This is a genomic window from Halopseudomonas laoshanensis (assembly GCF_008365385.1).
In the GTDB taxonomy this organism is placed as follows: domain Bacteria; phylum Pseudomonadota; class Gammaproteobacteria; order Pseudomonadales; family Pseudomonadaceae; genus Halopseudomonas; species Halopseudomonas laoshanensis.
In genome coordinates this window covers 1-25,630 of sequence record NZ_QOVF01000007.1, presented here as the reverse complement: position 1 = coordinate 25,630, position 25,630 = coordinate 1, and the positions used below count along the sequence as shown (strand labels likewise).

Annotated in this window: 18 protein-coding genes and 1 pseudogene; 17 read left to right on the top strand and 2 right to left on the bottom strand. The window is 57.7% G+C overall.

The annotated features are described in order from the left end of the window. Positions 1 to 19: 19 nt before the first annotated feature. Positions 20 to 766 carry an SDR family oxidoreductase gene (locus DT594_RS16325; protein ID WP_149333898.1) on the bottom strand — a complete coding sequence of 249 codons (747 nt, stop codon included), beginning with the start codon at positions 764 to 766 and terminating at the stop codon, positions 20 to 22. Between the two features lie 340 nt (positions 767 to 1,106). Between DT594_RS16325 and ilvA the strand changes: the two are divergent. From ilvA to DT594_RS16265, 12 genes and pseudogenes are all read left to right on the top strand, one after another. Then, positions 1,107 to 2,075 (top strand): annotated as a pseudogene (gene ilvA / locus DT594_RS16320) (threonine ammonia-lyase, biosynthetic); the annotation flags it as partial. 126 nt (positions 2,076 to 2,201) lie between these two features. After that, a complete protein-coding gene (locus tag DT594_RS16315; RefSeq protein WP_149333894.1) occupies positions 2,202 to 2,543 on the top strand; it encodes an FKBP-type peptidyl-prolyl cis-trans isomerase in 342 nt (113 codons plus the stop codon). 203 nt (positions 2,544 to 2,746) lie between these two features. Then, positions 2,747 to 3,568 carry a hypothetical protein gene (locus DT594_RS16310; protein WP_149333892.1) on the top strand — a complete coding sequence of 274 codons (822 nt, stop codon included), beginning with the start codon at positions 2,747 to 2,749 and terminating at the stop codon, positions 3,566 to 3,568. A gap of 112 nt (positions 3,569 to 3,680) precedes the next feature. After that, on the top strand, positions 3,681 to 3,983 hold the full coding sequence (locus tag DT594_RS16305) for a hypothetical protein (RefSeq protein WP_149333890.1): 303 nt from the start codon (positions 3,681 to 3,683) through the stop codon (positions 3,981 to 3,983). A 134-nt stretch (positions 3,984 to 4,117) separates the two neighbouring features. Further along, positions 4,118 to 4,504 carry a DUF2946 family protein gene (locus DT594_RS16300; RefSeq protein ID WP_149333888.1) on the top strand — a complete coding sequence of 129 codons (387 nt, stop codon included), beginning with the start codon at positions 4,118 to 4,120 and terminating at the stop codon, positions 4,502 to 4,504. Between the two features lie 205 nt (positions 4,505 to 4,709). Continuing rightward, positions 4,710 to 6,677 (top strand): TonB-dependent receptor family protein, encoded by a 1,968-nt coding sequence (locus DT594_RS16295; RefSeq protein ID WP_246164669.1) that lies wholly within the window; start codon positions 4,710 to 4,712, stop codon positions 6,675 to 6,677. Further along, positions 6,674 to 8,116, top strand: a complete 1,443-nt coding sequence (locus DT594_RS16290; protein WP_149333884.1) for a PepSY domain-containing protein — start codon at positions 6,674 to 6,676, stop codon at positions 8,114 to 8,116. Before DT594_RS16295 ends, DT594_RS16290 begins: the two co-directional genes overlap by 4 nt. Before the next feature lie 194 nt (positions 8,117 to 8,310). After that, a complete protein-coding gene (locus tag DT594_RS16285; protein ID WP_149333882.1) occupies positions 8,311 to 9,534 on the top strand; it encodes an efflux RND transporter periplasmic adaptor subunit in 1,224 nt (407 codons plus the stop codon). Beyond that, positions 9,531 to 12,704 carry a multidrug efflux RND transporter permease subunit gene (locus DT594_RS16280; RefSeq protein ID WP_149333880.1) on the top strand — a complete coding sequence of 1,058 codons (3,174 nt, stop codon included), beginning with the start codon at positions 9,531 to 9,533 and terminating at the stop codon, positions 12,702 to 12,704. Before DT594_RS16285 ends, DT594_RS16280 begins: the two co-directional genes overlap by 4 nt. Further along, on the top strand, positions 12,697 to 14,106 hold the full coding sequence (locus tag DT594_RS16275; protein WP_149333878.1) for an efflux transporter outer membrane subunit: 1,410 nt from the start codon (positions 12,697 to 12,699) through the stop codon (positions 14,104 to 14,106). The genes DT594_RS16280 and DT594_RS16275 overlap by 8 nt, the downstream gene beginning before the upstream one ends. A 157-nt stretch (positions 14,107 to 14,263) precedes the next feature. Further along, positions 14,264 to 15,421 carry an efflux RND transporter periplasmic adaptor subunit gene (locus DT594_RS16270; protein WP_218574546.1) on the top strand — a complete coding sequence of 386 codons (1,158 nt, stop codon included), beginning with the start codon at positions 14,264 to 14,266 and terminating at the stop codon, positions 15,419 to 15,421. Next, the gene (locus DT594_RS16265; RefSeq protein WP_149333876.1) at positions 15,418 to 18,510 is read left to right on the top strand and encodes an efflux RND transporter permease subunit; all 3,093 of its coding nucleotides are present in this window, start codon (positions 15,418 to 15,420) and stop codon (positions 18,508 to 18,510) included. Before DT594_RS16270 ends, DT594_RS16265 begins: the two co-directional genes overlap by 4 nt. A gap of 139 nt (positions 18,511 to 18,649) precedes the next feature. On the opposite strand, the gene DT594_RS16260 is transcribed toward DT594_RS16265, so the two are convergent. Further along, positions 18,650 to 19,528: a hypothetical protein gene (locus tag DT594_RS16260; protein ID WP_149333874.1), complete on the bottom strand. Its 879-nt coding sequence runs from the start codon at positions 19,526 to 19,528 to the stop codon at positions 18,650 to 18,652. A 275-nt stretch (positions 19,529 to 19,803) separates the two neighbouring features. On the opposite strand from DT594_RS16260, the gene DT594_RS16255 reads away from it, so the two are divergent. The 5 genes from DT594_RS16255 to DT594_RS16235 all read left to right on the top strand — a co-directional run bounded on the left by DT594_RS16255 (position 19,804) and on the right by DT594_RS16235 (position 25,305). After that, positions 19,804 to 20,061 (top strand): hypothetical protein, encoded by a 258-nt coding sequence (locus tag DT594_RS16255; protein ID WP_149333872.1) that lies wholly within the window; start codon positions 19,804 to 19,806, stop codon positions 20,059 to 20,061. Between the two features lie 180 nt (positions 20,062 to 20,241). Next, positions 20,242 to 22,644 (top strand): DDE-type integrase/transposase/recombinase, encoded by a 2,403-nt coding sequence (locus DT594_RS16250; RefSeq protein ID WP_149333870.1) that lies wholly within the window; start codon positions 20,242 to 20,244, stop codon positions 22,642 to 22,644. Further along, positions 22,637 to 23,695 carry an ATP-binding protein gene (locus tag DT594_RS16245; RefSeq protein ID WP_149333868.1) on the top strand — a complete coding sequence of 353 codons (1,059 nt, stop codon included), beginning with the start codon at positions 22,637 to 22,639 and terminating at the stop codon, positions 23,693 to 23,695. The genes DT594_RS16250 and DT594_RS16245 overlap by 8 nt, the downstream gene beginning before the upstream one ends. Further along, on the top strand, positions 23,692 to 24,966 hold the full coding sequence (locus DT594_RS16240) for a TniQ family protein (protein WP_096346832.1): 1,275 nt from the start codon (positions 23,692 to 23,694) through the stop codon (positions 24,964 to 24,966). The genes DT594_RS16245 and DT594_RS16240 overlap by 4 nt, the downstream gene beginning before the upstream one ends. A 75-nt stretch (positions 24,967 to 25,041) precedes the next feature. Continuing rightward, positions 25,042 to 25,305: a BPSL0761 family protein gene (locus DT594_RS16235; protein ID WP_096346831.1), complete on the top strand. Its 264-nt coding sequence runs from the start codon at positions 25,042 to 25,044 to the stop codon at positions 25,303 to 25,305. Positions 25,306 to 25,630: the final 325 nt, after the last annotated feature.

The window sequence follows — 25,630 nt, the reverse complement described above, 5'->3', positions numbered from 1 at the left end:
CGAGTTGGAAGGCCTGCCGCTATTTCCCGCCTGCCAGGTCGATGAAGCTGCCTGTGGTATAGGAGGCTTCTTCGGAGAGTAGCCAGAGGATCGCGTTGGCCACCTCCTCAGGCTGACCGCCGCGCTGCATCGGCAGCGATGCCTTGATGCGATCAACGCGCTCCGGCTCGCCGCCGCTGGCGTGCATGTCGGTATAGATAAACGCCGGCCGCACCGCGTTGACGCGAATACCCTCGGCGGCGACTTCCTGTGACAGGCCGGTGGTGAAGGTGTCGATGGCGCCCTTGGACGCCGCGTAGTCAACATACTCTCCGGCGGAACCCAGGCGCGCGGCGGCCGATGAGACGTTGACGATGGCACCACCCTTGCCGTCGTGGCGGGTAGACATGCGCTTGATCGCTTCTCGCGCACACAGGAAGGGGCCGATGACATTGGCCGTGAGGATGCGCTGAAGGCGGGCGGCATCGATATCCTGCACGCGAGTCTGTTGTTCCAGAATGCCTGCGTTGTTGACCAATGCCGTCACCGGACCGAGCTGGCTATCGACGCTGCTGAACAGATGCGCGACGCCACTCTCCTGGGATACGTCCGCCGCTACTGCGATGGCCTTGCCACCCTGACTGCGGATGATGTCCACTGTGGCCTGGGCGGCCAGGTGGTTTCGCAGGTAGTTGACGCATACCGCGTAGCCGCGCGCCGCTGCGAGTATTGCCGTAGCGGCGCCAATGCCGCGGCTACCGCCGGTGATGATTATGATCTTGCTCATATTGCCGCCTGAATGGGTCGGGTGCCGTGGGCAGGATTGCTGAGGTGATCTTGACTCTACCCCCAGCTCGCAGTAGATTCATCCCATGACTTACACAAATGCCTTTTTCAGCCGAATGATTATGACCGCCATTCCAGTACTGGCGGGCTGACTTTCGGCCACTGAAAAACCCGCCTCCGAGGCGGGTTTTTTGTTTCTGTCTCCTGGGCTAAAGATCGATTAGGGAGACAACATGTCACTTTCCTCTTTCCAACTGAGTTCCGCTCGAGCCTGGCCTGCGGGCGCGAGTTCGCTTTCCGATCCGGATACGGTCGGCGACGACCCGGGGCTACGCCAGCAACTGCTGCGCGATACGGTCACGCAAATCCTGTCCGCGCCGGTGTACGACGTTTCGATCGAAACGCCGTTGCAGCCGGCGGCACGGCTCACGGCGGCGCTCGGCAATCAGGTATTACTCAAGCGTGAAGACCTGCAGCCGGTGTTCTCGTTCAAGATCCGTGGCGCCTATACCAAGGTTTCGCGATTGAGTGCAGAGGCCCGCGCCAGGGGCGTTGTCACTGCTTCTGCCGGCAATCATGCCCAGGGTCTGGCGCTGGCAGCGCAGAAACTCGGGATCGTCGCCGTCATCGTCATGCCTGTCAGCACCCCAGCGATCAAGGTGCACGGCGTACGCTCCCGGGGCGCTCAGGTGCTGCTACACGGTGATGCGTTTCCTGAGGCGCTGGCTTTCGCTCTGGCGTTGGCTGAAGAGCGCGGGCTGAACTTCGTGCCGCCCTATGACGACCCGGCAGTGATTGCCGGTCAGGGAACCGTTGGGGTTGAAGTGTTGCGGCAGCACAGCGGCCAGTTGGACGCGATATTTGTCCCGGTCGGCGGCGGTGGTCTGATCGCCGGTATTGCCGCCTACGTGAAGTATCTGCGCCCGGATATCCGGGTGATTGGCGTGGAGCCCGAGGATTCCAATTGCCTGCAGCAAGCGCTGGCGGCGGGTAAACGGGTGGTATTGCCCAAGGTTGGCACCTTTGCCGACGGTGTGGCCGTGGCCCAGATCGGCGCGCACAATTTTGCCCTGTGCCGGCACTGGGTGGATGAAGTGATTACCGTGAGCACCGATGAAACCTGCGCCGCGCTGCGGGATATTTTCAACGATACGCGCTCTATCACTGAGCCCTCTGGCGCGCTGGCAGTGGCCGGATTGAAAAAATACGTGGCTCGCGAGCAATGCCGTGATCAGGTCCTGGTGGCGATCAATTCCGGCGCCAATATCAACTTCGACAGCCTCGGCTATGTTATCGAGCGGGCCGGACTCCAAGGGCTGAGCGACTGATCAGACTTGGCTGGGGAAACTCGACCCCAATTGCAGAGCAGGGATTAATTGTGACCACGGTAGCGGTCCACCAGTCACAGTTTGAGCACCCCAATGAATAGGTGATGTATGAGTGAAGAGCTTGAAGTAACCGATATCCTGGTTGGTGAGGGTAAGGAAGTAGTCAAGGGCGCATTGATCACGACCCAATACACCGGCATGTTGGAAGACGGGACAGTGTTCGACTCCTCCTATGATCGTGGCAAGGCATTCCAGTGTGTCATCGGTACCGGACGGGTAATCAAAGGTTGGGATCTGGGCATGATGGGCATGAAGGTTGGCGGTAAGCGCAAACTTTTTGTCCCGGCGCATCTGGGCTACGGCGCCAGCCAGTTCGGCCCCCATATCAAACCGAACTCAAACCTGGTATTTGAAATCGAGCTGCTGGAAGTGTTGACCCGCGAGGATTGACTGTCGCTAGCGGCCGATTGACGCAGAGAGGGACTTGGCCAGCTAAACTGCTTATCATGCGCGGCTTGCCAGCCGCATGCTGGCTTACTGGCTGTCATCAAGGACGTGAAGTGATTTTCCATCGCATATTATCGGTCGCCAGCTCTTGGCTGGCGCTGTTATCTGTAGCAGCATTCGCCCACGCTGCCTCAGCCGGTACAGACTTGAGTGGTTCCGCTGCGCCGATGCGCTCGGCCGACGCGTCAGCCAAGGAGGTGGTGCTCCATCTTGGCGGCACGCCGGCAGCCTTTGCCTATATTTCCAGCTTACTGACCCGCACGCTTGAACAGCAGGGCCACAGCGTGCGTGTTCACAATGTGGGCAATTTTCCAACCACGCGTCTGGAGGTCATGCTCGAGCACGGCGAGATCAGCGCATTTATTCTGGGGCGAACGCCGCAGCGAGATGGAAGGTTCCTGCCGGTCAATGTGGGCATGACTGACGATCTGGTCAATCAGCGCATTTTGTTCATTCCCAAGGGCGCTCAGGTCATCTATGACAAGGTTCAGACGCTTGAGGATTTCAGGCAATTGGGCGTGGTCGCCGGCCTGGGCGTCGCCTGGGCAGATCACCCTATCTGGGTAGCGAATGATTTGCCGGTACGGACCATGGGCGGCGACTGGAAGCGACTGTATCAAATGGTCGCCTCGCAGGATCGGGGGATGGATTACCTGCCACGCGGTGCGCACGAAATGTCGGAGGAATGGCGCCTTCATCCGGACCTGGACGTAGAGCGCAATCTGGTGCTGGTTTACGACCAGGACCACATCATGTACGTGTCACCGACTGATCCCGAGCTACATACCCTGCTGCAGGGCTTGCTGGTTCAGGCGCGCGATTCGGGGTTGATAGCCGAGTTGGCGGCCGAATTCTTTGCCGATGTAAAGAAACCGCCGGTAAGCCTGGAGGAACGACGGGTAATTGATCTGCGCCTGCCGCGATCACTTCAGTATCCGCAAAGTTGGGCTATCGAACCGGGCAGGTGATGAGTTGTCCAACCCATGACGGGATCGTGACCGTTCAACGGACGAGTCTGTAACAGCCTCCCCATTGGCTGAACCAGATTCATGAAAACGGCATTGGGAAGGAGAATCACCCATGGTTACTCATTACAAAACGGCTGGGCACCTCGCCTGTGGTAGTGAAGGTTCGCATCTGGAGTCCACCAATAAGGTCAGTCGCGTCAAATGTCGCAACTGCCGCCGGACTGAAGCATTCCAGGAAGCGCAGCGCCGCTCGCGCAACGCTAAACGCCGCGCTGCCAGCAAGACCAAGACAGTCAAGAAAACCGAGACCCAGCAGCCAACATTTGATTGGCGTGGCTTCTGGACCGACAGACTGACAGCCATGCCGGGTACTCAGCGCTTGCCTCGAGGCTTTGGTGATCAGACTTACGTCTGAGCTCAGTCGGCCTGCGGCACCTGCCGCAGGTTCATATTTGCCCCTGGCAAAGCGCCGAATCGGCCCGGCTTGAAGCAGCAACGAAGCTGAAGCAGTCATAGCGCGGGCGAAATGCTCGGTGCTATATTTCGAGCATGACAATTACTCGATCCCAACGCGCCCATGTTGCCCTGATGCTGTATTTTTGCATCATGCTCAGCGCATTCCATTGCAGTATGGGGCACGGACAGATGTCTGCGTTACAGCTCAATGGTTCTGGAATCCTGTTTTGTAATACCGATAACCCCGGCTTGTCGGGGGTAGATCTTTTACTCGATCCCTCCGCGGTTGGCGCCACTGCCAGCGTCGACTGCTCCCTGGTGTCCGCCTTTGTAGCGCTGGCGCTTGCCGCTTTTTTTGGTCTGCTGGGCTGGTTGGCACTACGCCATAGTCCACCTGCGTTGTATCTGTTTCTGGCGAACAAGCCCCACCGTGTCGCCTGGCCTCCCGCCAATCCTCGAGCTCCTCCGCTGTTCGCCTGAATCCTATACCGCTGTCTGGCGCTTTGCCCGGCAGCTGCTGATAAAGGTTTAAGCGAATCAACGCCTGGCTACATTGCGCTACTGAGCGCGGGTACAGGCGTATGGAGGATTTACCATGCATTGTCTTTCAAGGTCAGGCTTTTTGGCCTGCAGCATCTGCGTTGCTATTCACCCCGTTGCTTACGCCGAGGCGCAAAGTGACATCTTGCGTTTACCCGATCAGACGGTCTCGGCCAGCCGCCAGAGCGATCCGACCGCACCCACGCTCAGAGACAAGCGGGCCACCTTCGCGGCTATTCCGGGCGGTGCCTCGATCGTCGATGCCGAGACCTACAAAACCGGGCGCAGCAGCACCCTGCAGGATGCGCTGGGATTGACTGCTGGTGTTTTCGTGCAGCCGCGTTTTGGTGCTGAGGAGGCGCGGCTTTCGATCCGTGGTTCAGGCCTGCAGCGCACCTTCCACGGCCGCGGCCTGTTGTTGATGCAAGACGGTGTGCCAGTCAATCTGGCGGATGGCAGTTTCGACTTCCAGAGTATCGAGCCGTTGGCGAGTGACCACATTGAGGTGATGCGCGGCGCCAACGCCTGGCGCTATGGCGCGACCAATCTCGGCGGGGCGATCAATTTCGTCAGCCCGACGGGCAAAACCGCTGCGCCAGTAGACTTGCGCTACGAAGGCGGCAGCTTTGGCTACCATCGATTGTATGGCGCCTTCGCCGAGGATTTTGGCAACTGGGACGGGTTCGTCAGCTTGTCGCATTCTGAGCAGGACGGCTATCGCGAGCACGCGCAGCAGGAAAACCAGCGGTTATTTGCCAATCTGGGCGGGCGCATTAACCAGCGCATTGCCACGCGCTTCTATCTCACCCATGTGGATACCGATTCGGCCTTGCCCGGTAGCCTGACCCTGGCGCAATTGCGTGACGACCCGCGCCAGGCAAATCCAGGCAGTGTGACGGGCGACAATCGCCGCGATTTCATCCTTAACCGCTTGGGCAATATGACGGTCCTGGCCCTCGACGGCGGGCACAGCCTCGAGCTGAGCAGTTTTTACAGCGAAAAATCCCTGTTTCATCCGATCTTTCAGGTTCTGGACGTGGACACGGAAGATATGGGCGTTCGGCTGACGCATCGTTGGGCTAATGATGCGGGCTGGCGTTGGAGCATGGGCGCCGAGGTGGTGGAAGGGCGCAATACCGATCAGCGTTATATCAATCTGGGTGGGCAGAAAGGCCAGCGCGTTAACGCGTTACACCAGACCGCCAGCAACCTGAATGCTTTTGCCGAGTTGGAAGTGCCGGTAGCCGAGCGCTGGGCGGTAATCGGCGGGCTGGCCTGGATGCGCCAGGAGCGTGATGTCGATGATCGGCTGCAGTGTAACGCCTTCGTCACCGCGGTGTGTGTGCCGCAGGATGAGTCCTTCAACAACACCTACCGCGGTGAGCTGGGTCGGCTGGGGGTGCGGCATGATCTGGCCGAAGGCGTGCAGTTGTTCGCCAACATCAGCCAGAGCGCCGAACCGCCGACCTTTAGCGAGCTGACCGGCGGGCAGGTGATCAGTGCCAACGACGAGCAGAGGGCTAATACGCTGGAAGTCGGCATGCGCTGGAGCGGAAATAGTCTGGAGCTGGATCTGGCCGCTTACCGTAGCGAGATCCGTGATGAGTTATTGGCGTTGAACGATGCCAATGGCGACCCTGAGGGTACCGTGAACGCCGATCGCACGCTGCATCAGGGGATCGAGCTGGGCGGTGGGCTGACGCTTGGCAAGGTGGTCGTACGCGGGCAGTATTTGTTCAACGACTTCCGTTTTGACGATGATCCGGTGTATGGCAGCAACCGCCTGGCTGGCGTGCCGCGCCAGTTCATTAAAGGCGAGGCGCTGTGGCAGCAACGCGGCTGGTATGCCGGTCCGACCTTCGAGTGGGTGCCAAGTCACTACGCAGTGGATCATGCTGAGACGTTATACGCCGAGGGGTATTCGACCTGGGGTCTGAAAGCGGGTTATCGGCAGAGGCAGGGGTTGGGCTTCTTTGTTGAGGGGCGCAACCTGTCAGATCGCAGCTACGTCGCGACGACTGGCGTGGTGGCCGATGCTGGCGGCGCTGACAGCGCACAATTCATGCCCGGCGACGGTCGCGGTCTGTTCGCCGGCCTGGAGTGGCGGCTATGAGCAACGCTGCCGTCAGCGGCGCGCGCGCTCCGCGCTGGCGGCAATGGTTGCTGCGGTTGATGCCCTGGCATCGTAGGCTGGCGATACTCGCCTGTGTCGGCATATTCAGTTGGGCGGGTAGCGGCATGCTCCACCCATTGATGAGCTTTATGCAGGCGCGTCCCGCGACTATGTCGCCACCGCAACAGGCCCTGCCGCTGGAGGAATTGCTCTCGCCCGCGGCGGTGCTGGGAGCTGCGGGTATAGACAAGGTGCAGGGCCTGCGATTGGTGCAGATCGAGGGCGAGCCCTACTATCAGGCGCGTCTGCCAAGCGCCGACGAGCCACGCTACTGGCATGCGCGCAACGGCAACGACGCTGACGTGTTGGCCCGGCACGCCGAAGCCCTGGCCAGGCATTATCTGGCATCAGACGAACCCTTGGCCTATGCCGGCACGTTGACCGGTTACAAAGGGGAATATGCCTTTATCAATCGGCTGCTGCCGGTGGCGCGGGTGGATACCGGCCGGGAAAACCGGCTGCGTCTGTACCTTGATCTCTACCATGACCGGCTCGGCACACTGGTGGATCAGCGCAAGGCCTGGTTCAGTGGTTTTTTTCAGACGCTGCACAGTTTCGGTTGGCTGGAAGCGGCTGGTCCGTTGCGGCCGCTGTTGATGTTTATCTTGTTGGCCTGCGTTATGTCAGCAACCCTGCTGGGGCTGGGTATATTCGTCGCGCGCAAGCGTGCGGTGAGCGGATTACGCCGTTGGCATGGATGGGCCGGGCTCGGCCTGGCACTGGCAACGCTAAGCTTTGCCAGCAGCGGCGCCTACCACCTGCTGCACAAGCAGCGTGCCGAACCTATGCCCAGGCCATTTCACGCCAACTTTGCTGTTGCTGACCTGGCGGCGGCGCCCGAGCAGGCATGGCTGCTGCCCGGCGAAAGCCTCTACCAACTTAGCCTGATCGAGCTTGACGGCCAGCCGGTCTGGCGCGCGCAGGGTAATCAGTACGGCGTCATGGACAGCCTGCATTACCTGAGCGCAGCCGGTGATGAAATGACCGACGACACCCCGCGCCGCTACGCTAGCGAGCGACTGGACCATTACGCCCAGGCGCTGGGATTGGGCGAGGGCGGCGAGCCGGCGATGCAGCATGGTTTCGATCATGAGTACGGCTTTGTGTTCAAGCGTCTGCCGGTGTTCAAACGGGAGTACACCGACGCTGCCCATACCACGCTGTTTATCGACCCGCTGGACGGCGCGCTGGCAGCCCGCGTGCAGGATGCTGATCGGCTTGAAAGCTGGGTCTTCGGTTATCTACATAAATGGGAACTGCTCGGATTGTTCGGCAACAATGTCAAGCACGCTGTGGTGGCATTGCTGGGACTGGCGCATGTGTTGTTGGCGGTGATCGGTTTGAGCCTGTTGCGCAGGTCATCGAGGAGGGCGTCGTGATAGGCTGCGGTGGCGCAAACAGACACGCCTTGTAGCAACTCAGCCGGGTCTGGAGGCAGAACTAGAGTTGATTGTCTAGTTTTGCCCGGCGTGCCAGTGGCATAATTGCAGCGGCTGCATTCCTGACCAGGCTGGGCGTGGTATCACCAGCATGCGATACAGCTCTGCCATCTTATTATCAAAAGGATTACTCAATGCGCGATCGAACCGCCTCCAGGGCCTTGCTCCTTCTCTCGGCTTTGTTACTGGGCGCTTGTGATAGCGAAGAGGCCGGACCGGCAGCGGCCCAGGCGCCACCGGCGCCGGAGGTCCAGGTTCAGGTGATGCGCACTGAGGCGGTAGACAACATCATTGAAGTGCCGGGCCGTGTACAGGCGGTGCGCACAGCGGAAATTCGCGCGCGGGTCGACGGGATTATTCAGCAACGCCTGTACCGTGAAGGCAGTGATGTGGAGGCTGGCGCAGAGTTGTTCGCGGTCGACCCGCGTGAGATGCAGGCCAGCCTCAGCGCAGTCAAGGCAACACTGGATCGTGCCCAGGCTACTGAAGCCAACGCGGCTCAGGACGTGGAGCGGTACAAAGGGTTGGTAGAAGAGCAGGCGATCAGCCAACAGGAATACGACACCGCAGTCGCCCGTCTGCGCACTGCGCAGGCGGATGTCTCGCAGGCCAAGGCGCAGCTTGATGCCGCGCAGCTGGATCTGGATTACACCACGATCAGCTCACCCATTGCCGGGCGCGCCGGGCGCGCGGAGGTGACCGAAGGTGCCCTGGTGAGTGCCGCCAACGGCACATTGCTGACCACCGTCGAACAATTCGATCCGGTTTACGTGAATTTTTCCCAATCCAGCTCGGAACTGCTGTCCATTCGCTCGCAGTTGGCCTCCGGAGAACTGACGCGTCCGGAGAATGGGGATGTCGCAGTCACGCTGACATTGGAAAATGGCAGTGAGTTTGACCAGGTCGGCAAGATGAATTTCTATGCGATGACGATTGACCAAGCAACCGGCACCGTAGCCTTGCGCGCAGAATTTCCCAACCCTGACCGTCTGTTATTGCCCGGCCAGTTTGTAAATGCACGCATTCAGGCCGGTACCCGCGAAGAGGGCATGATCCTGCCCCAGCGCGCAGTGCAGATGACTGAGCAGGGCCCTACAGTGCGACTGGTGAATGCGGAAGATGTCGTGACGGTGCGACCAATCGAGGTCGGGGAGCAGCGTGACGGCAAATGGATTATCACCTCCGGCTTGGAGCCGGGAGATCGCGTCATTATTTCCGGGCTGCAGAAGGCGCGTCCCGACCAAAAAGTGCGGGTTGCTGAAGCTGAAAAGTCCAATGCGGATGCGCCCGGGGCGCCAGCCCAGACCAGCGTTGACGAAGTTGACGGAGCAGAAAGCGAGGGGACTGACGCCCCATGACCCCGCATTTCTTTATCAAGCGCCCAGTGTTTGCCTGGGTTATTGCGCTGATTATCGGTCTGGGCGGGTTGCTGGCGCTGAACGATCTGGCCGTGGAGCAATATCCAAGCATTGCGCCACCCTCGCTGAGCATCAGCGTGACCTACCCAGGGGCGGATGCCTCGGTGCTGGAAACCAACGTCACGCAGATCATCGAGCAGGAGTTGAACGGCGTTGAAGGCTTTCTGTACATGCAGGCCACAAGCCGTTCGAACGGTAGCGCCTCCATTGAACTGACCTTCGAGTCCGGTACTGATATAGACAACGCGCAGATGGAGGTGCAGAACCGCCTCAGCCGCGTGGAACAGCGTCTGCCCGAGGAGGTCAGGCGCCAGGGCGTGCAGGTCAACCAGGCATCTTCCAGCTTTCTGATGATTGTCGCGCTGACGTCCAAGAATGGTGAAAACTCGGCGCTGGAATTGGGCAACTTTGCCTCCTCTCAGGTTGTCGATGAGCTGCGGCGCGTCCCCGGCGTAGGTGATATCAGGGAATTCTCCACCCAGTACGCGATGCGCATCTGGCTGGATCCGGACAAGCTGGCCAGCTTCGGGCTGTCGCCGGCCGATGCGCTTGCCGCAGTCCGGGAACAGAATAGCCAGTCCGCTGGTGGTGCCGTGGGTGATCTGCCCAACGCCGAGAATATCGAAATCACCGCTACCATTCAGACCCAGGGGCGAATGAGCACGCCCGAAGAGTTTGCGCAGATTATTTTGCGGGCCAATTCCGACGGTTCAGCCGTGCGTCTGGATGACGTCGCCCGGATTGAGCTGGGAGCGGAAAGTTACCTGACCCGCCTGGAAATCAATGGTCAGGAAGCCGCAGGTATGGCGGTGCAACTGACGCCAGGCGCCAATGCGCTGTCAGTCGCCGAAGGCGTGCAGAACCGCATGGCTGAGCTGGAACGTGGATTTCCCGAGGACATCGGCTGGATCGTCCCGTATGACAGCACGCCCTTCATCAGCGCATCGATCAAGGAAGTACTGATCACGTTGTCGGTCGCCATGCTGTTGGTCTTTTTGGTGATGTTCGTGTTTCTGCAAAGCTGGCGCGCCACCGTTATCCCGACCATTGTCGTCCCCATCGCATTGGCTGGCGCCTGCATGGGGCTGTGGCTTTTCGGCTTTTCGATCAATCTGCTGAGTCTGTTCGCGATGATCCTCGCTATCGGTACCCTGGTGGACGATGCCATCGTGGTGGTCGAAAACGTCGAGCGCTTGATGGAAGAAGAGGGCTTGAGTCCTTACAGGGCTACCGTCAAAGCAATGGATCAGGTGACTTCGGCGGTGATCGGAACCACCCTGGTATTGATCGCGGTGTTTCTGCCCATGGCCTTCTTCCCCGGTTCTACCGGCGGCATCTATCGGCAGTTCTCGGTGACGCTGGCGATATCGGTTGGCGTGTCGACGGTTCTGGCGCTGTCACTGACTCCCGCTCTCTGTGCGGCGTTATTGCGTCCGCCCGTTCGGGAGGGTGAGCGTCCGCCGCTAGGCAAACGGATATTCGCGCCTTTCAACCGCTTTATCGACCGCACCACGTCGCGTTACCAGGGCGGTGTGGGCGCCATCCTGGTGCGACCTCTGCGCTTTCTTCTGCTTTTCGTAGCCTTGGTGGTGATCGCCGGTCTGCTGTTCTTGCGCTTGCCGGGCAGTTTCATCCCCGCCGAGGATCAGGGCTCGATGATTACTGCGGTGCAGGGCCCTTCCGGTTCTACCGGCGACCGTACTGACTTGGTCGTGGAAGAGGTTAAAGCCTATTACGACCAGTTACCCCAGGTCGATAACGTGGTGTTTATCAAGGGTTTCAGCTTCTTTGGCCAAGGCCAGGCACACGCCATGGCATTTGTCAGTCTGCTGCCCTGGGATGAACGGCCAGGCGTGGAAAACAGCGCCCAGACTCTGGTGCAGAAAGCCATGGGGGCGTTGAGCACTATCAAGAATGCCACTGTCTTTGTGTTGAATCCGCCGTCGATTCCCTCTCTGGGTGTGGCTGGAGGTTTTACCTTCAAGTTGCAGGACCGCTCCGGTGCCGGCACCGACGCATTACTGGATGCACGCAATCAGTTGCTCGCTGCGGCCAGTCAGAGCGAACTGCTCACCGGGGTCCGACCTGAGGGTGAAGAAACTGCCCCGCGCCTGCGCGTCGATGTGGATCGGATCAAGGCACGAGCACTGGGGTTGTCGATCAGTGATATCAATTCCACGCTGAGCATTACCTTCGGCAGTGCCTACGCTAACGATTTCAGTCGGGAAGGCCGCATTCACCGGGTGATGCTTCAGGCTGACGCGCCCTTCCGCATGACCCCGGAAGATGTGCTGGATCTCACCGTGCGTACCGATGAGGGCGATATAGTCCCCTTTGGCGCCTTTACCTCTGTTTCCTGGACGGCGGGCTCGCCTCAGTTGCAGCGCTATAACGGCTACCCGGCCACGACCATTTCCGGCAGCGCGGCGCCCGGGCGCTCTTCCGGCGAGGCGATGGACGAAATGGAGCGATTGGCGGCGGATCTGCCGGAAGGCTTTGGCTTTGAATGGACTGGATTGTCCTACGAGGAGCAGCAGGCATCTGGTCAGGTTGGCGCCTTGATGGGGTTGTCGATTCTGATCGTTCTACTGGTATTGGCGGCGCTGTACGAGAGCTGGACTATTCCACTGGCGGTGTTGCTGGTTGTGCCCTTGGGCGTGCTCGGCGCGGTGCTGTTTTCGATGACGCGTGGGCTGCCATCGGACGTCTACTTCAATGTCGGCTTGATCACGGTGATCGGCTTGTCAGCCAAGAACGCCATTCTGATCATCGAGTTCGCCATTGAGGAGGAAGGCAAGGGCAAGTCGCTGATGGACGCCACCATGGCCGCCGTGAAACTGCGTTTGCGACCGATCCTGATGACCTCGCTGACCTTTATTCTCGGCATGCTGCCATTGATTGTCGCCACCGGCCCTGGTGCGGCAAGTCGTATTGCAGTGGGCACCGGGGTAATGGGAGGCATGATTATGGCCACGGTGTTGGGCGTGTTCTTTACGCCGTTGTTCTACCTTGCGGTCCGCCGTTGGCTGACCCGCAAGAAGCCACCAGGCGCCGAGATGGATGAAGACGAGCCGGGCCCGGCTGATGAAAAGGAGCCACGGCATGCATAAGTTCATTCCCTGTGTGCTGACGCTGGCGCTGGCTGGCTGTCAATTGGCTCCGGAATATCAGCGTCCTGATTCGCCGGTTCTGGAGTCCTATCCGGACGCTGAGTCTTTAACGGACGAGCGCGGATTTGTCGCCGCAGAGCTACCCTGGCAAGATTTTTTTGCTGATCCACAGTTGCAGGTGCTGATTGGCCAGGCGCTGGAAAACAATCGCGATCTGCAGGCCGCGGTGTACCGTATCGAAGAGACGCGCGGGCTTTATCGGGTACAGAACGCCGAGCGCTTTCCCTCGCTCGGTATTGGCGCCGATGCCACCCGTGGGCGTTTCAACCAGGGCACCGCGGCCGGCGTAGCAGGCAGTGGCGGTTCGATCAGCGAAACCTATTCGGTCAGCGCCACGATCTCGGCATTCGAGCTGGATTTTTGGGGTCGAGTGGCCAATCTGTCCACCGCCGCCCGCGCCGAATACTTTGCCAGCATCGAAGCACAACGCGCTTTCCGTCTTTCGCTGATCCGTGATGTGGCCACCACCTACCTGGGGCTGCGAGAGGCAGTGGAGCGTATCGCGCTGGCTGAGGCTACCGTGATCAGCCGGCGCGAAGGGTTGCGCATCGCCAAGGTACGCCTGGATGCAGGTATCACGTCGGCCCTGGACTTTAATCAGGCAGAAGCTCTGCTGACACAGGCCGAAACGCAACTGGCGAGTATCATGCTGGCCCGCGCAGAAAATCAGAATCTGCTGGCGGTATTGACCGGGGGTGTGGTTGCAGAACCTCTGCCAGAGCCGTTATCGCTGGAGCAGCAGTCCAGCCCGCCGGCCTTGGATGCGGGTTTATCATCCAGTTTGCTAGTCAACCGTCCGGATATTCTCGCCGCCGAACAGCGGCTGATCGCGGCCAAGGCCAATATCGGTATTGCGCGCGCAGCCTTCTTTCCCCAGGTCTCGCTGATCGGCAGTTTTGGCTATGCCTCCAGCGAGTTGGACAACCTGATCAGCAGCAGTGATGAAACCTGGAGCATCGGGCCGAGTATTACGCTGCCGATCTTCGATTTTGGTCGTAACCGCGGCAACCTGACGGTCGCCCAGGCGCGCGACAATATCGCCATTGCCGAATATGAAAGCACCATTCAGACCGCCTTCAATGAGGTCGCCGATGCGCTCGCAGGTCGGCGTTATCTGGCCGAGCAGGTCGACGCCCAGCGCCGCAATACCGAGACCTTGCAGCGCGTGGTCAATCTTGCGCGCAAGCGTTATCAGGAAGGCGTGGTCAACTATATCGAGGTGCTGGATGCCGAGCGGAGTCTGTTCGACGCAGAGCAGGCGTTTATCCAGACCCGGCGGGCTGAAGTGCAGAATCTGGTGGATCTCTACGTGGCACTGGGCGGCGGGACTTTGGAGCAATGATGCTTTACCGGCAGTTAATTATCGGGGTTGTGGGCGCAGGAAAAGTGCGTTTTGATACCGGCCGATGAGCTTGACGCCGCCATGCCTGTTGGATGGGGTTGTATGCCCCTGGATGCCGCCGCTCAATCTGGTTTGACTTTTTTGTAAGGAATTTTCCGTGAGTGCTGCTCTCAACAAGAACACGTTTTCCCGCCGGATTTCACCTGTTTGGCTCGCCGTTCTGATGGCGCTGGTGCTGGGTCTGTGGTTGCTGCTGGGCGAGAAGCGCAGCGCGCAGGACGAGGCTCCATTGGTTGAAGCCCCTGCCGAGGAGACCTTGCATCAGGTTGAAACCCGCTGGTCAGTGGCTCAGCCCTTGGCCAGAGAGCAAGTGCTGCAAGGGCAGTTGCAGCCATGGCAGCAGGTTGAGGTGATGGCCCAAGTGTCCGGCCGGGTGGAACAACTGTCCAGGCAACAGGGCGATCAGGTGTCGGCAGGTGAGGTGTTGCTGGAGCTGTCCGATGAAGGGCGCAGTATGCAATTGACCCAGGCCAGAGCCAATTACCGGCTGCGTCAGACCGAGCTTGAAAGCACTCGCAAACTGCGCGCCTCCAACTATGCCACCGAAACGGAAATAGTGCGGCTTGAGGGCGAGCTGGCCAGAGCCGGAGCCGAGCTTGAGGCGGCGGAATTGGCCGTGCAGTACAACCGGCCGGTTGCTCCGTTTGATGGGGTGGTTGATCGGCGCCACGTCGATGTGGGTGAGCTGGTGCAGTCTGGTGCCGAGCTTATGTCCGTGGTGAATGTGAAGCGCTTGAAGGCCACCGCGCACATACCGCAACAGGACGCCAGCAGGGTCGCCGTGGGGCAAAAGGTCACTCTGGAGGTGACTGGCGGGCGGCAACTCCAGGGGGTGGTCCGCTTTATCAGCTTGGCTGCCGATCCGCAAACCCGCAGTTTCTACGTTGAGATCGAGGCGCAGAACCCCGAGCTTTGGCGCGTGGCCGGTGGCAGCGCTACCTTGCGCATTCAGTTGCCGCCGGTACTGGCGCACCAGTTTTCACCGGCGCTGCTCCGGCTCGGCCCGGACGGCCAGCTGGGCGTGCATGCGGTGGACGAGAGTGGGCAGGTCATCAATTACCCGGTCCGGGTAGTAGCTATCACCAATGACGGCGCCACGGTGGAAGGTTTGCCTGAAAAGCTGCAGGTGATTACCCAGGGCGCGGGATTTGTAGAGCCTGGGCAGCAAGTGGAAACCAAGCTAGTGTCCGCCTCGGACGCGGAATCGGAGGCGGTGTCGCCCCTTGCTCGGCCCGGTATGGGTGCCGCTGAATGAGTAGAGTGATCCACGCCGCGATTGATCGCAGCCGCGCTGTGATTACCTTGTTGGTATTTCTGTTCATCGGCGGGCTGGTTGCCTATAACGCCATCCCCAAGGAAGCCAATCCCGACGTCGCCATCCCGATGATGTACGTGTCACTGACACTGGACGGTATCAGTCCGGAAGATGCCGAGCGCCTGCTGGTAAGGCCGATGGAGCATGAGTTGCGCTCATTGGAAGGGGTCAAGAAGATGACCTCGGTCTCCAGCGAAGGCCACGCGTCAGTGATGCTGGAATTCGACGCCGGTTTCGACGCTGACAAGGCACTGACCGATGTGCGGGAGAAGGTCGATGCAGCGCGCAGCAAGCTGCCCAGCGAAGCCGACGAGCCCACCGTAAACGAAATCAACGTTGCGCTGTTTCCGGTGATGTCTGTGGGTTTGGCGGGACCGGTTTCGCAGAGTGAGTTGGTATTTATTGCGCGCCAGCTGCAGGAAGAAATCGAAGGTATTCCGGAAGTGCTGGAAGTGGAAATCGGCGGCGACCGGGAAGATCTGCTCGAGATCGTGGTTGACCCCCAGGCCCTCGAAACCTATGGCCTGGACTATATGGAGCTGTTCAACCTGGTGTCCAACAACAACCGCCTGGTGGCGGCTGGCAGCTTGGATACCGGTGAGGGCCGCATGTCAATCAAGGTGCCGGGCGTGGTCGAGGACCTGGACGACATGTTGAATATGCCGGTCAAGGTTGATGGCGATACGGTGGTGACCTTTGCTGACGTGGCTACTCTCAACCGTAGCTTCAAGGACCCGTTGGGCTTTGCCCGGATTAACGGACAACCGGCCATGGTGCTGGAAGTCAAAAAGCGCGCTGGCGCGAACATTATCTCGACTACCGAACAGACCCGCGCATTGATCGATGAAGCCAAGGAGTACTTTCCAGAGGGCCTGGAAGTGCACTACATCATGGACGAGTCCACGCAAGTCGAAAGCATGTTGTCTGATCTGCTGAACAACGTACTGACCGCCGTAGTGCTAGTGCTGATTCTGATTGTCGCCACCATGGGCGTGCGTTCCGCGCTGCTCGTGGGTATTACCATTCCCGGCGCCTTTCTCGCGGCGATTCTGGTGATTTATCTGATCGGTTTCACCATGAATGTGATCGTGCTGTTTGCGCTGATTCTGGTGGCCGGCATGCTGGTGGATGGAGCCATCGTAGTCAGCGAGCTGGCTGACCGGAATATCGCCGAAGGTCAATCCCCCCGGCAGGCCTGGGGCCACGCTGCAGAGCGTATGGCCTGGCCGATTATCGCCTCCACCGCCACCACCATTGTGGTGTTCGGGCCTTTGCTGTTCTGGCCCGGGATGGTCGGCGAATTCATGCGCTACCTGCCTGCGACCGTGATTATCGCGCTGCTTGCCTCGCTGGTCATGGCGCTGATATTCCTGCCGGTGCTGGGCTCACTCAAACGGCACAAGCCAGCGGTGACGGACGCAGGTGTCAGCCGTGCGGGCAAAGCCTATGGCAACCTTTTGGCGAAGTTTCTGCGGCGGCCGGGCAAGACCTTTGTCGGCATGCTGTTGGCGATGGTGGTCATTTTTATCGCCTATGGCAGCTTCAACCACGGGGTAGAGTTCTTTCCGTCAGTGGAGCCTGAGTCTGCGCAGGTACTGGTACGGGCCAGGGGAGATCTATCCATATATGAGCGCGATGAGTTGTTGCAGCGGGTAGAGCAGCGCTTGCTGGGCTTGTCTGAGGTCAAGGCGCTTTATGCGCGGTCGCTGGCGACTGCCAACAGTGAGCTGCCTCCGGATGTCGTTGGGACCGTACAGTTCCAGTTCACCGAGTGGCACGAACGGCGCCGCGCGGCTGAGATCCTAAATGATATGCGCGTTCTGACCGAAGATATTCCCGGGATCATTCTCGAGTTTCGCGAGCAGGAAGGCGGACCGGCAGCGGGTAAGCCGATCGAATTGCAGGTGACGGGAGTGGACCAGGATTCCATCGACGAAGCGGTCGAGCTCCTGGTTACGAAAATGAACAGCCTTGGCGGTTTTGTCGATATCGAAGATGACCGCAGTCTTCCCGGTATTGAATGGCGGGTGAACGTGGATCGTGCCGCAGCAGCCCGATTCGGTGCCGATGTGCTCACAGTGGGTAACGCCGTGCAAATGGTCACCAACGGCCTGTTGCTGGCGAAGTACCGCCCGGAATACGCCAGTGATGAAGTGGATATACGTGTGCGTTTCCCGGAAAACTGGCGCTCCATCGAGGAGTTGACCCGGTTAACCGTGCAGACGCCCAGGGGGCAGGTGCCCATCAGTAACTTTGTCACCGTGGAGCCTGCGCCTAAAACCAGTGTGATCAATCGGATCGATGGCAACCGCGCAGTAACCATCAAGTCTGATCTGGCTGATGGCGCTCAGGTGGGCGAACGTCTCAATGCGCTGCTCAATAGTGGTCTGGAGTTTCCAGCCGGGGTGCGTGTGAACACGGCGGGTGAGGGCGCAGATCAGCAGGAGGCTGCCAGCTTCCTCGCCACCGCCTTCGTGACCGCAATTTTCCTCATGCTGCTGATTCTGCTGATTCAGTTCAATAGCTGGTATCAGGCCATGCTGGTGATGTCGGCTATCGTGTTTTCTACCGCGGGCGTACTGCTGGGGCTACTGATCAACAGCCAGCCTTTCGGTATCGTCATGGTCGGCATGGGCATCATTGGTCTTTCGGGCATTGTGGTGAACAACAACATTGTATTGATCGATACCTACAACCAGATCAGGGCCGCAGGCGCCTCGGCAATCGAGGCCGCGCATGAAACCGGCTGCCTGAGGCTGCGCCCGGTGTTGCTCACCTCCATCACCACAGTGCTGGGCCTGATGCCGATGGTACTAGCCGTCAACGTGAACCTGCTGGAGCCGAGCCTGGGCTTCGGCGCACCGTCAACCCAATGGTGGACCCAGCTCTCCAGTGCCATTGCCGGTGGGCTGACCATAGCCACCGTACTGACGCTGTTTATTACGCCGTGCATGCTGGTGCTGGGCGACAATACCCGCGCATGGCTTCAGGCCAGGCGTACGAAGAAGTCGGCGGTGGCTGATGTATGAGTGGCGATAAAGCGGGAAGGATGCTGCTGATAGTGTTCTTACACCCATAGTCTGGCCAGAAATTAATACCATAGTTTGGCCTCTCTCTTGACGCCTAGCCAGGGCGGCGTCGACATCGATCGCCCGAAGAGGTCACGGCTTAGCCGGAAAGACACCTAGCGTGATTGGAAATGTGTCTTCCGTCTTCCTTGATCATGGCCATTAAGTCACGATCATCGTTGAGCGAAAATGAACTGCTAAATTCGAACAAACGAAGCGCGTCAATAAAATTCGTTTGGGAGCCAAGCGCGGCTTTGGCCGCTCCCTTCTGCAGGTACAGAGCCAAGAGATCGTCTGTCTCACATGGCGAACTACCATTTTTGGCTTGATGGATTTGCTTGGCTATCCAATATGCGAAGCGAGCTTTCTCTTTGCGGCGTCCGGTTATTACGCCGTTTCGCGTCGCTGTTTCAAGGATCCGTTTAAGGCGGGTCGCTTCTGCTTGGAGCTGATAGTCGACGCCAAGTGGCGATAAGATGTCCCGAAGAGTTCGAAAGAATCTTCTCCACAACAGTTGTAGGAACTCGTCCCGCACTGCTTCCAATGGAGTGCTGATACTCAAGAAGGATGCTACATGTAGCCCAGCCCACGATGCTTCAACGTATTGCCCCAGGTCCGAGGTCAGTTCAGCATGCCTAATCAAGCCTAAAAGCGCTTCGAAAGCGGGTAAATCGCCCTGCTTCCACAAAGAGTTGATCGTTATTGGCGAAGACAGAGACGCGTCTCGCGGCTTGATATGTGTCGCTAGGTGAGGCCTGGCATTGACGATCACGTTCGCGAGCACCTCTTCTTCAACATGATCGTCGCTGATTAACCGCCATAGCGGCGCTTCAATCCAAAAAGAAGTATTTGGGAAACGACTTTCTACAAGAAGAATAGTACGTCTAGAAGGATAGATCTCTCCTCGCAGATATTTGTGCCACCGACCAGATCCGGATGTCGTGCCGTCCTCTCGGGCTTTGATGCATGAAGCTGACATCAAAGCCTCTAAACCACAGCCACTTTTGATTCGTGACGCAGCTTGGAGCGCGGCGCACCAAGTCCGAGTCTGGAGGGATCTTGTGTGCGAATCCGAAGAGGATGCGCGGCTTCGAAAAAGCATGCCGGTCTAGTTGCGCGGAAATCTATGTGATTGAATTAATTGCATTATTTGAATTTTTTCCATTAGATTTGGCGGGCGAAATGACAGTCTAGTTCATCTTAAAGCCTGTCGGTAGAATGCGAGTATGGCCGGCGCATGCTGAGGAGGGTCTCATGTCACTTGCTGCAGAGCTCGAAGCCGCTTTGATGAAAGAGGGTGGACCGCTTATTTCTGGCGATTTGCTAATACGGAGCCTCGGATACCCTTCGCGTCACGCATTCCGAAAAGCGGTCGAACAGAAAACGCTGCCCGTGGAGATTTTTGAGATACCGCGTCGGAGAGGAAAATATGCTCTAGCCAGAGACATTGCGCGCTGGCTAGCCTCGCTGCGTGAGCAGCCAAACGAAGAAGAGGGGGAAGGTATGACGTAAAAACAAAAAACCGAAGCAAGCTATCGCTTGGCCTCGGCTCTTTGAAGGAGACATGCTCCGGTGTGGTAGCCACAGTATCTCTCCCTCTTTAAAGCCGCGTCAAGCCCATCTATCCGAATAAATGGGTTCGGAGGCTCGCACGTGCGCTTTTAGCGAGGCCTCCGTCCAAGGGGGAGTTTTATGCTTACAGAAATAGAGATGCTTCACTACCAGAGCATTAGCTTTAACCTGTCGAGAAACGCAAAACAGTACATCCAAAATACGCGCGAATCCGAAGCTTCACGAATGGTGGGGACTCACGCTATATCCAACCTCGTAAGTTGGAGGGTTTCGTCCAAGATTAATCGATCCGTTTCGATAGAGAGTCGATCGGCGGAAACGGCCTTTTTCATTCTAAGCGAGTATGACAGCCGCGTATTGGAGCTTTGGGACCAGCCGGAGCCGAGAAAAGTTGAGCGGCATGATAAGAACGGCCGGAAAATCCGATGCCAGTACAATCCGGACTTCCTGCTGCTGACTACGGATGGCCCGTTAGTCGTGGAGGTTAAGACTTCTGAAAGCATCGATGAGCTTGTAAGTCGCTATCCTTCGGACTGGGTTCGCCGGTCCAATGGTGTAGTTGGTTATCTTCCAGCGGAAACAGCATTCAGTGAGATAGGCATCCGGTTCGAGGTGTTCGTATATTCGACGGATATGGCCTATCAGGTAGCAAATACCGAACTCATGCTGCAAGCGCGATCGAGTCCTCCGGTGCCTGCTCATGTTAGAGCGAAAGTGGTGTCGGCTTTGGAAGAGCAGTTCGCTTGGACTCTAGACGAGTTGCGTCGTGCAGTCGGTTTAGACACCTTCGCACCACTCGTAAAGCTGATTGACGAGGGTGAAATAGTAGCGGATCTGCGCGGTGCGCTTCTCTCGGAGGCAGAGGGCTGCGTGGTGGCGCGCGATTCAAGGTTGTTAAGAGAGGGACGTGAACTACTCAAAGCGGGTCAAGTGACGGGGCCGGTTAGCCAGCGAAGTGTCAGCATAACAAGGGTGCCGACTCTGAGGGATGCAGAACATGCCCTGAAAAGGCTGAGCGATTTGGAAGACGGACCGCAAAATCGGTCTACAAGACGATCGAAGAAGACCGTTTCGGATGGCGCCGTTTGCGGTCTCTCCCCGTTTCAGTCACTACTGCCAAAATATTATCAAAGCGGTAACCGTAGGCGGCGGCTGGGGCGCGAAGTTGAAGAGTTTTTAGCGCAATACCTGTCTGGAGAACATGCGAATAGTGCCGGGCTGTCGAAGTACCGATCATACGTCAGGTACAGGGTCATGGCGGCGGAGGTGCATCCAGGGCTGGATCCGGTAAGCCAGAAAACGTTCGATACCAGGTTGGGGCAAATGCCTGCTCGCTACGCCGCCCTGAAGCGGGGGGGCAAACGCGCGGCCAACGCGGTGGCAGATCCCACCGACCCGGAAAAGCGTGTTTTGCGTTCCCGCTTGCCCTGGGAGCGTGCCGCCATAGACCACTACCTTGCAGACATTTATGTCGTCGTCTACTCGTCCGACGGCACAGTGTATGTGGAGCGGCCTTGGGTTACTGCCATGATCGATCTCTACAGTTCTTACGTACTCGCGATAACCATCTCGTTTCTTTCTCCTTCCTCTCGTGCCGTTAGCAAGATTTTCCGGGAGTGCGTTCGGCTACACCGGCGCCTACCGGCCGAGGTTATAGTTGACCGAGGTGCTGAATTCCGCTCGACGTACATGGCATCTCTCACGGCTCACTACGGAATTACTTACACGCTGAGGCCAGCTTCGCATCCGCGTTTTGGCTCTCAGGTTGAGCGGTTCTTCGGCGAATTCAAACAACAATGGTTGTCGCAGCGTCCCGGGAATCTAGCTGACTACAAGGAGGCCAGGAGCGTTGACGGTAAATGTGCGCCAAAGAAGCGAGCCATTATGTTTCCAGCTCGGGCATTTGAAGAGCTAAAGGCTTTCTGCAATTGGAGGAACGGGAAGCTCAGAGGCGGTGAGCTTGTCGCAGCGGACACAGAATTCAAGCGCCGCCAAGCCTTGTACCCGTTCGTTGCGCGCGAGATCAACTATGACCTTGAGTTCATGATGATGACGGCGGTGGATTACAAAGCTTTCAAGGTCGATCAGACACGTGGGATTCATGTAGGGACCGATTGGTATTACGCACCTGAGCTAGCATCTGTCCGCGGAAGAAAGTCCTCTCTCCAGGTTAGGCTGGACCCCGAAAACCCACACGTAGTGTATGCGTGCATTAACCAACGGTGGGTTACCTGTGAAAGCACCGGAATGCGAGTATACAACGTCAAATCCGGGTCCCAGCAGCTAGGCGAGGGACTAGTCAAACTCGAGACCTATGGGCTTAAGAACAAAATACGAATGATGGACGACGAAGACCTCTGTCGAATTATTCGCTCATATTCCGTAGATGTCGGCGCTCCGGTTGAGCCAGCAGTTAGCGTCGATTTTGAGCAACACGAGGACGCACCCCTAGACCTGGACAGCCTGCTTTCCGAGTCGATTGACGATCTTGAGGTTGATAGCTGGAGTGCTTCCTATGACTAGGCCTCCCGCTGGTAATGTTCTGGAAATGAAAATTAGCCACAGGCAATGGACCAACGCTTTTAAAGAAGCGTTCGCCGTTCTTACCATGGCCAGTGCAGGTGACGTCGTCTGTATTGTCGGGCCTTCTAGAGCAGGAAAGTCTAGGCTGATTCACGAGCTGAGACGGCAGCTTGAGAATGGAAACGCTTTCACCGAGACTGGCCTGCTGCCGGTGATATGCGTGGAAGCAGTAAACGCCGGACCCAATGGCGCCTTTTCTACAAAAGCGTTCACTCTGCGATTGTTAGAAGCGGTGCGGCATCCGATGCTGAGCATGGACGGAGACGACGCCCTAACCTTAACCGCCGCCAACAAGATTGAGCGTTCGACTGAAAGCATACTCAGGCAAGCGCTAGAACGGGCTTTAAAACATCGTGGCGTACGATACTTATTCATTGATGAAGCACAGCATGTCCGATACGCCAGCAAGCAAAGCCAGGCTCCCTGCGCCGTCATGGATTCGTGGAAATGCCTGGCACAGACTGCTGGTCTCGTTCTGGTGGTTGTCGGGGCATATCCCATCTTGGAAGTGTTGCGGAACTCGCCGCACATGCTTGGGAGAAAAAAACAAATCCACCTCTCACGCTACGGGGCAGCAGAAGAAGAGATATTAGAATTTGCGAAAATCTGCCGGGCTTTCGAACAAGCGATGGGCGACAGTGTGCTATCAAATTTGCTCGTATCGCACACCCAATATTTGCACGAGCGAACGTGCGGGTGCATTGGTTTACTAAAAAGCTGGTTGAAGCATGCGTTGACGCTGGCGCATCTCAACGACTGCCAGTTAGATCTGCGGTTGCTCGAACAAACCATGATGTCTGATTCGGATTTGCTTGAAATCTCAAAGGAAATAGCCGAGGGCGAAAGACTTCTCTACAGCTCGCCTCGCAGTCCTTCAAAAATTGTCACCAGCAGTCCCGCGGCGCCAAAAAAACCTGTAGGGAAGCCATTCAATCGCAACCCTAAACGCTACGAAAAGGGAAACCGATCTGGCGGCGGGGGTGCGGTATGAGCTTGTTTCGAATGGCTTTGGAGGGCGTCGGCTCCCCGGATGTCGAATCGTTCGCTTCTTATGTGCATCGTACAGCTCTAGAGCATGGCGTTTATGTAGGAGAAATTATTCGCTACGTGACTCGCACAGACGGGGAGCGTAAACCGATGTTCTTTTACAGGAAACCTCAAGAACTCGTCAGGCCAAGTTTGGCGACGACAGCTTTGGTGGCAGCGTTTGAGTCGGCTGCGTCTGTAACTCTAACGGAGGGTACTTTGTGGTTTATGAACGGGCCATTGAGCCTTTCTGGGGACGAAGTCATCGCTGGGTTCCGTTGGTGCCCCCATTGCTTTTCTGAAATGGCTACGTTTGGTATCCCTCCCTATTTCAAGCTCCTATGGCATATGGCTTCCGTTGTAGCTTGCCCGACTCACAAAACCCCTTTTGAACAAACATGCCCTTCCTGTGCTGAACCGCAGGAAACCTATCGAAAGCAATGGCCTCTGGATCATTGCCAGCTCTGTGGCGTCTCGCTCTGGGCGCATGCCGTGTCTCGACCCGCCTTAAGCTGCGGTACCAATTTTGATCGAGAGGATCACGACGTCATCCAGCTTTTCATCGACCTGGCGACTTGTCGCCCGAATAGTTTGCCGGATTCAGGGCCACGAATCTCCTTGGAAAAGATCTTCGATCACTACTGGAGATATGACATGGAGCAGGAGCTATATGACCTTCTATCACGAGACGTGCTGCTCAGTGCTTTGCATTCAGAAACAAAGATGAGTTTCCAGAGCGCTAGGCGCTTCGCATATATGCTCGGGATCCCTCTCTTCCCTTTGCTGGCTGGGGAAGCGCATCTCTGTTCAGGGATTTTGAGTGCTGCCTGGGTATGCGAGCTAAAGCCAAGCTTCATGCTCACGCGCCGAAGGAGCCAAACCGACCACCCTAGGATTCTTCGTGCATTGAAGCGGGCGCTAGCGAGCGAAGCGTTGCCTCCAACCATTCCAGAATTAGCAAGTCGGTTATGGGTCTCGGTCGGCTATCTCGAGTATCGGTATGCTCCGATTGTAGCGAGGCTGCGAGCCGTCAGGAGGGACTTGTTAAGGAAAGAAAGAGAAAGGATGCTGTTGACCGCCCGAAACGCAGCAGTTGCGCATTTCGCCGACGAATTGACAGGAGGTTGCTCGCTTTCTCGTAAGCAGGCATATCGACAGCTACGAAGCGTAACTGGCCTCCCCAAATGGGTGCTGAAGAACGCGATCCAGGACGCATATTCGGCGCTACACGGCTGAGCCCCAATTATTGAAAATTATTACCGGAACAATAATCGCTCTGGCATAAGGGTCCGAGCTAAAAAAGGAGTCCGTATGACCTTGCCAAGTGAACGTAGTCGCAGCGTCAAGCAAACCGGAGAATTCCTACAGGAATTAGTTCGGAATCCATGCATGCCGGAGGAAATTAAGAGGGAAGCAAAGCGTCTGCTGCGCCACTATCCCTCTGCCGAAGATGTGCTGAGAGTCGGGCAGCTGGAAGATTATTTGTTTAGTGAACAGCATGATGACAAGGCGAGGGATCTCTTTATGGCGATCTACCATCCGAGGTTTGGAAGCGGTGGCGACAGTGGGAGCTAGACAGGTCGCATTGGGCTTCGGAACTCGCGATCGTTTCCGCCAGAGGCGGGCCATCCCCGCGCATTGATTGAGGAGGCAGTTTCCGCCCAGATAAGAGTTTTGCTATGACAATCGGGCAAAGAATTTCCCGCCGCGTCAAGCATATGCAGAAGGGGAAACCTTTCGTTGGTTCGCTTTTCGCTAAAGAGGGGGAACCTAGCTCAGTGAATCGGGTACTTTCGCGGATTGTAGTGGTCAACTGATTCCGGACAGTGGATAAAGTTTTTCCTCTGCCCTGGCAGGTGCTAAACCATCATTGAATTGATGTGGTCTCAGCCAGTTGTAG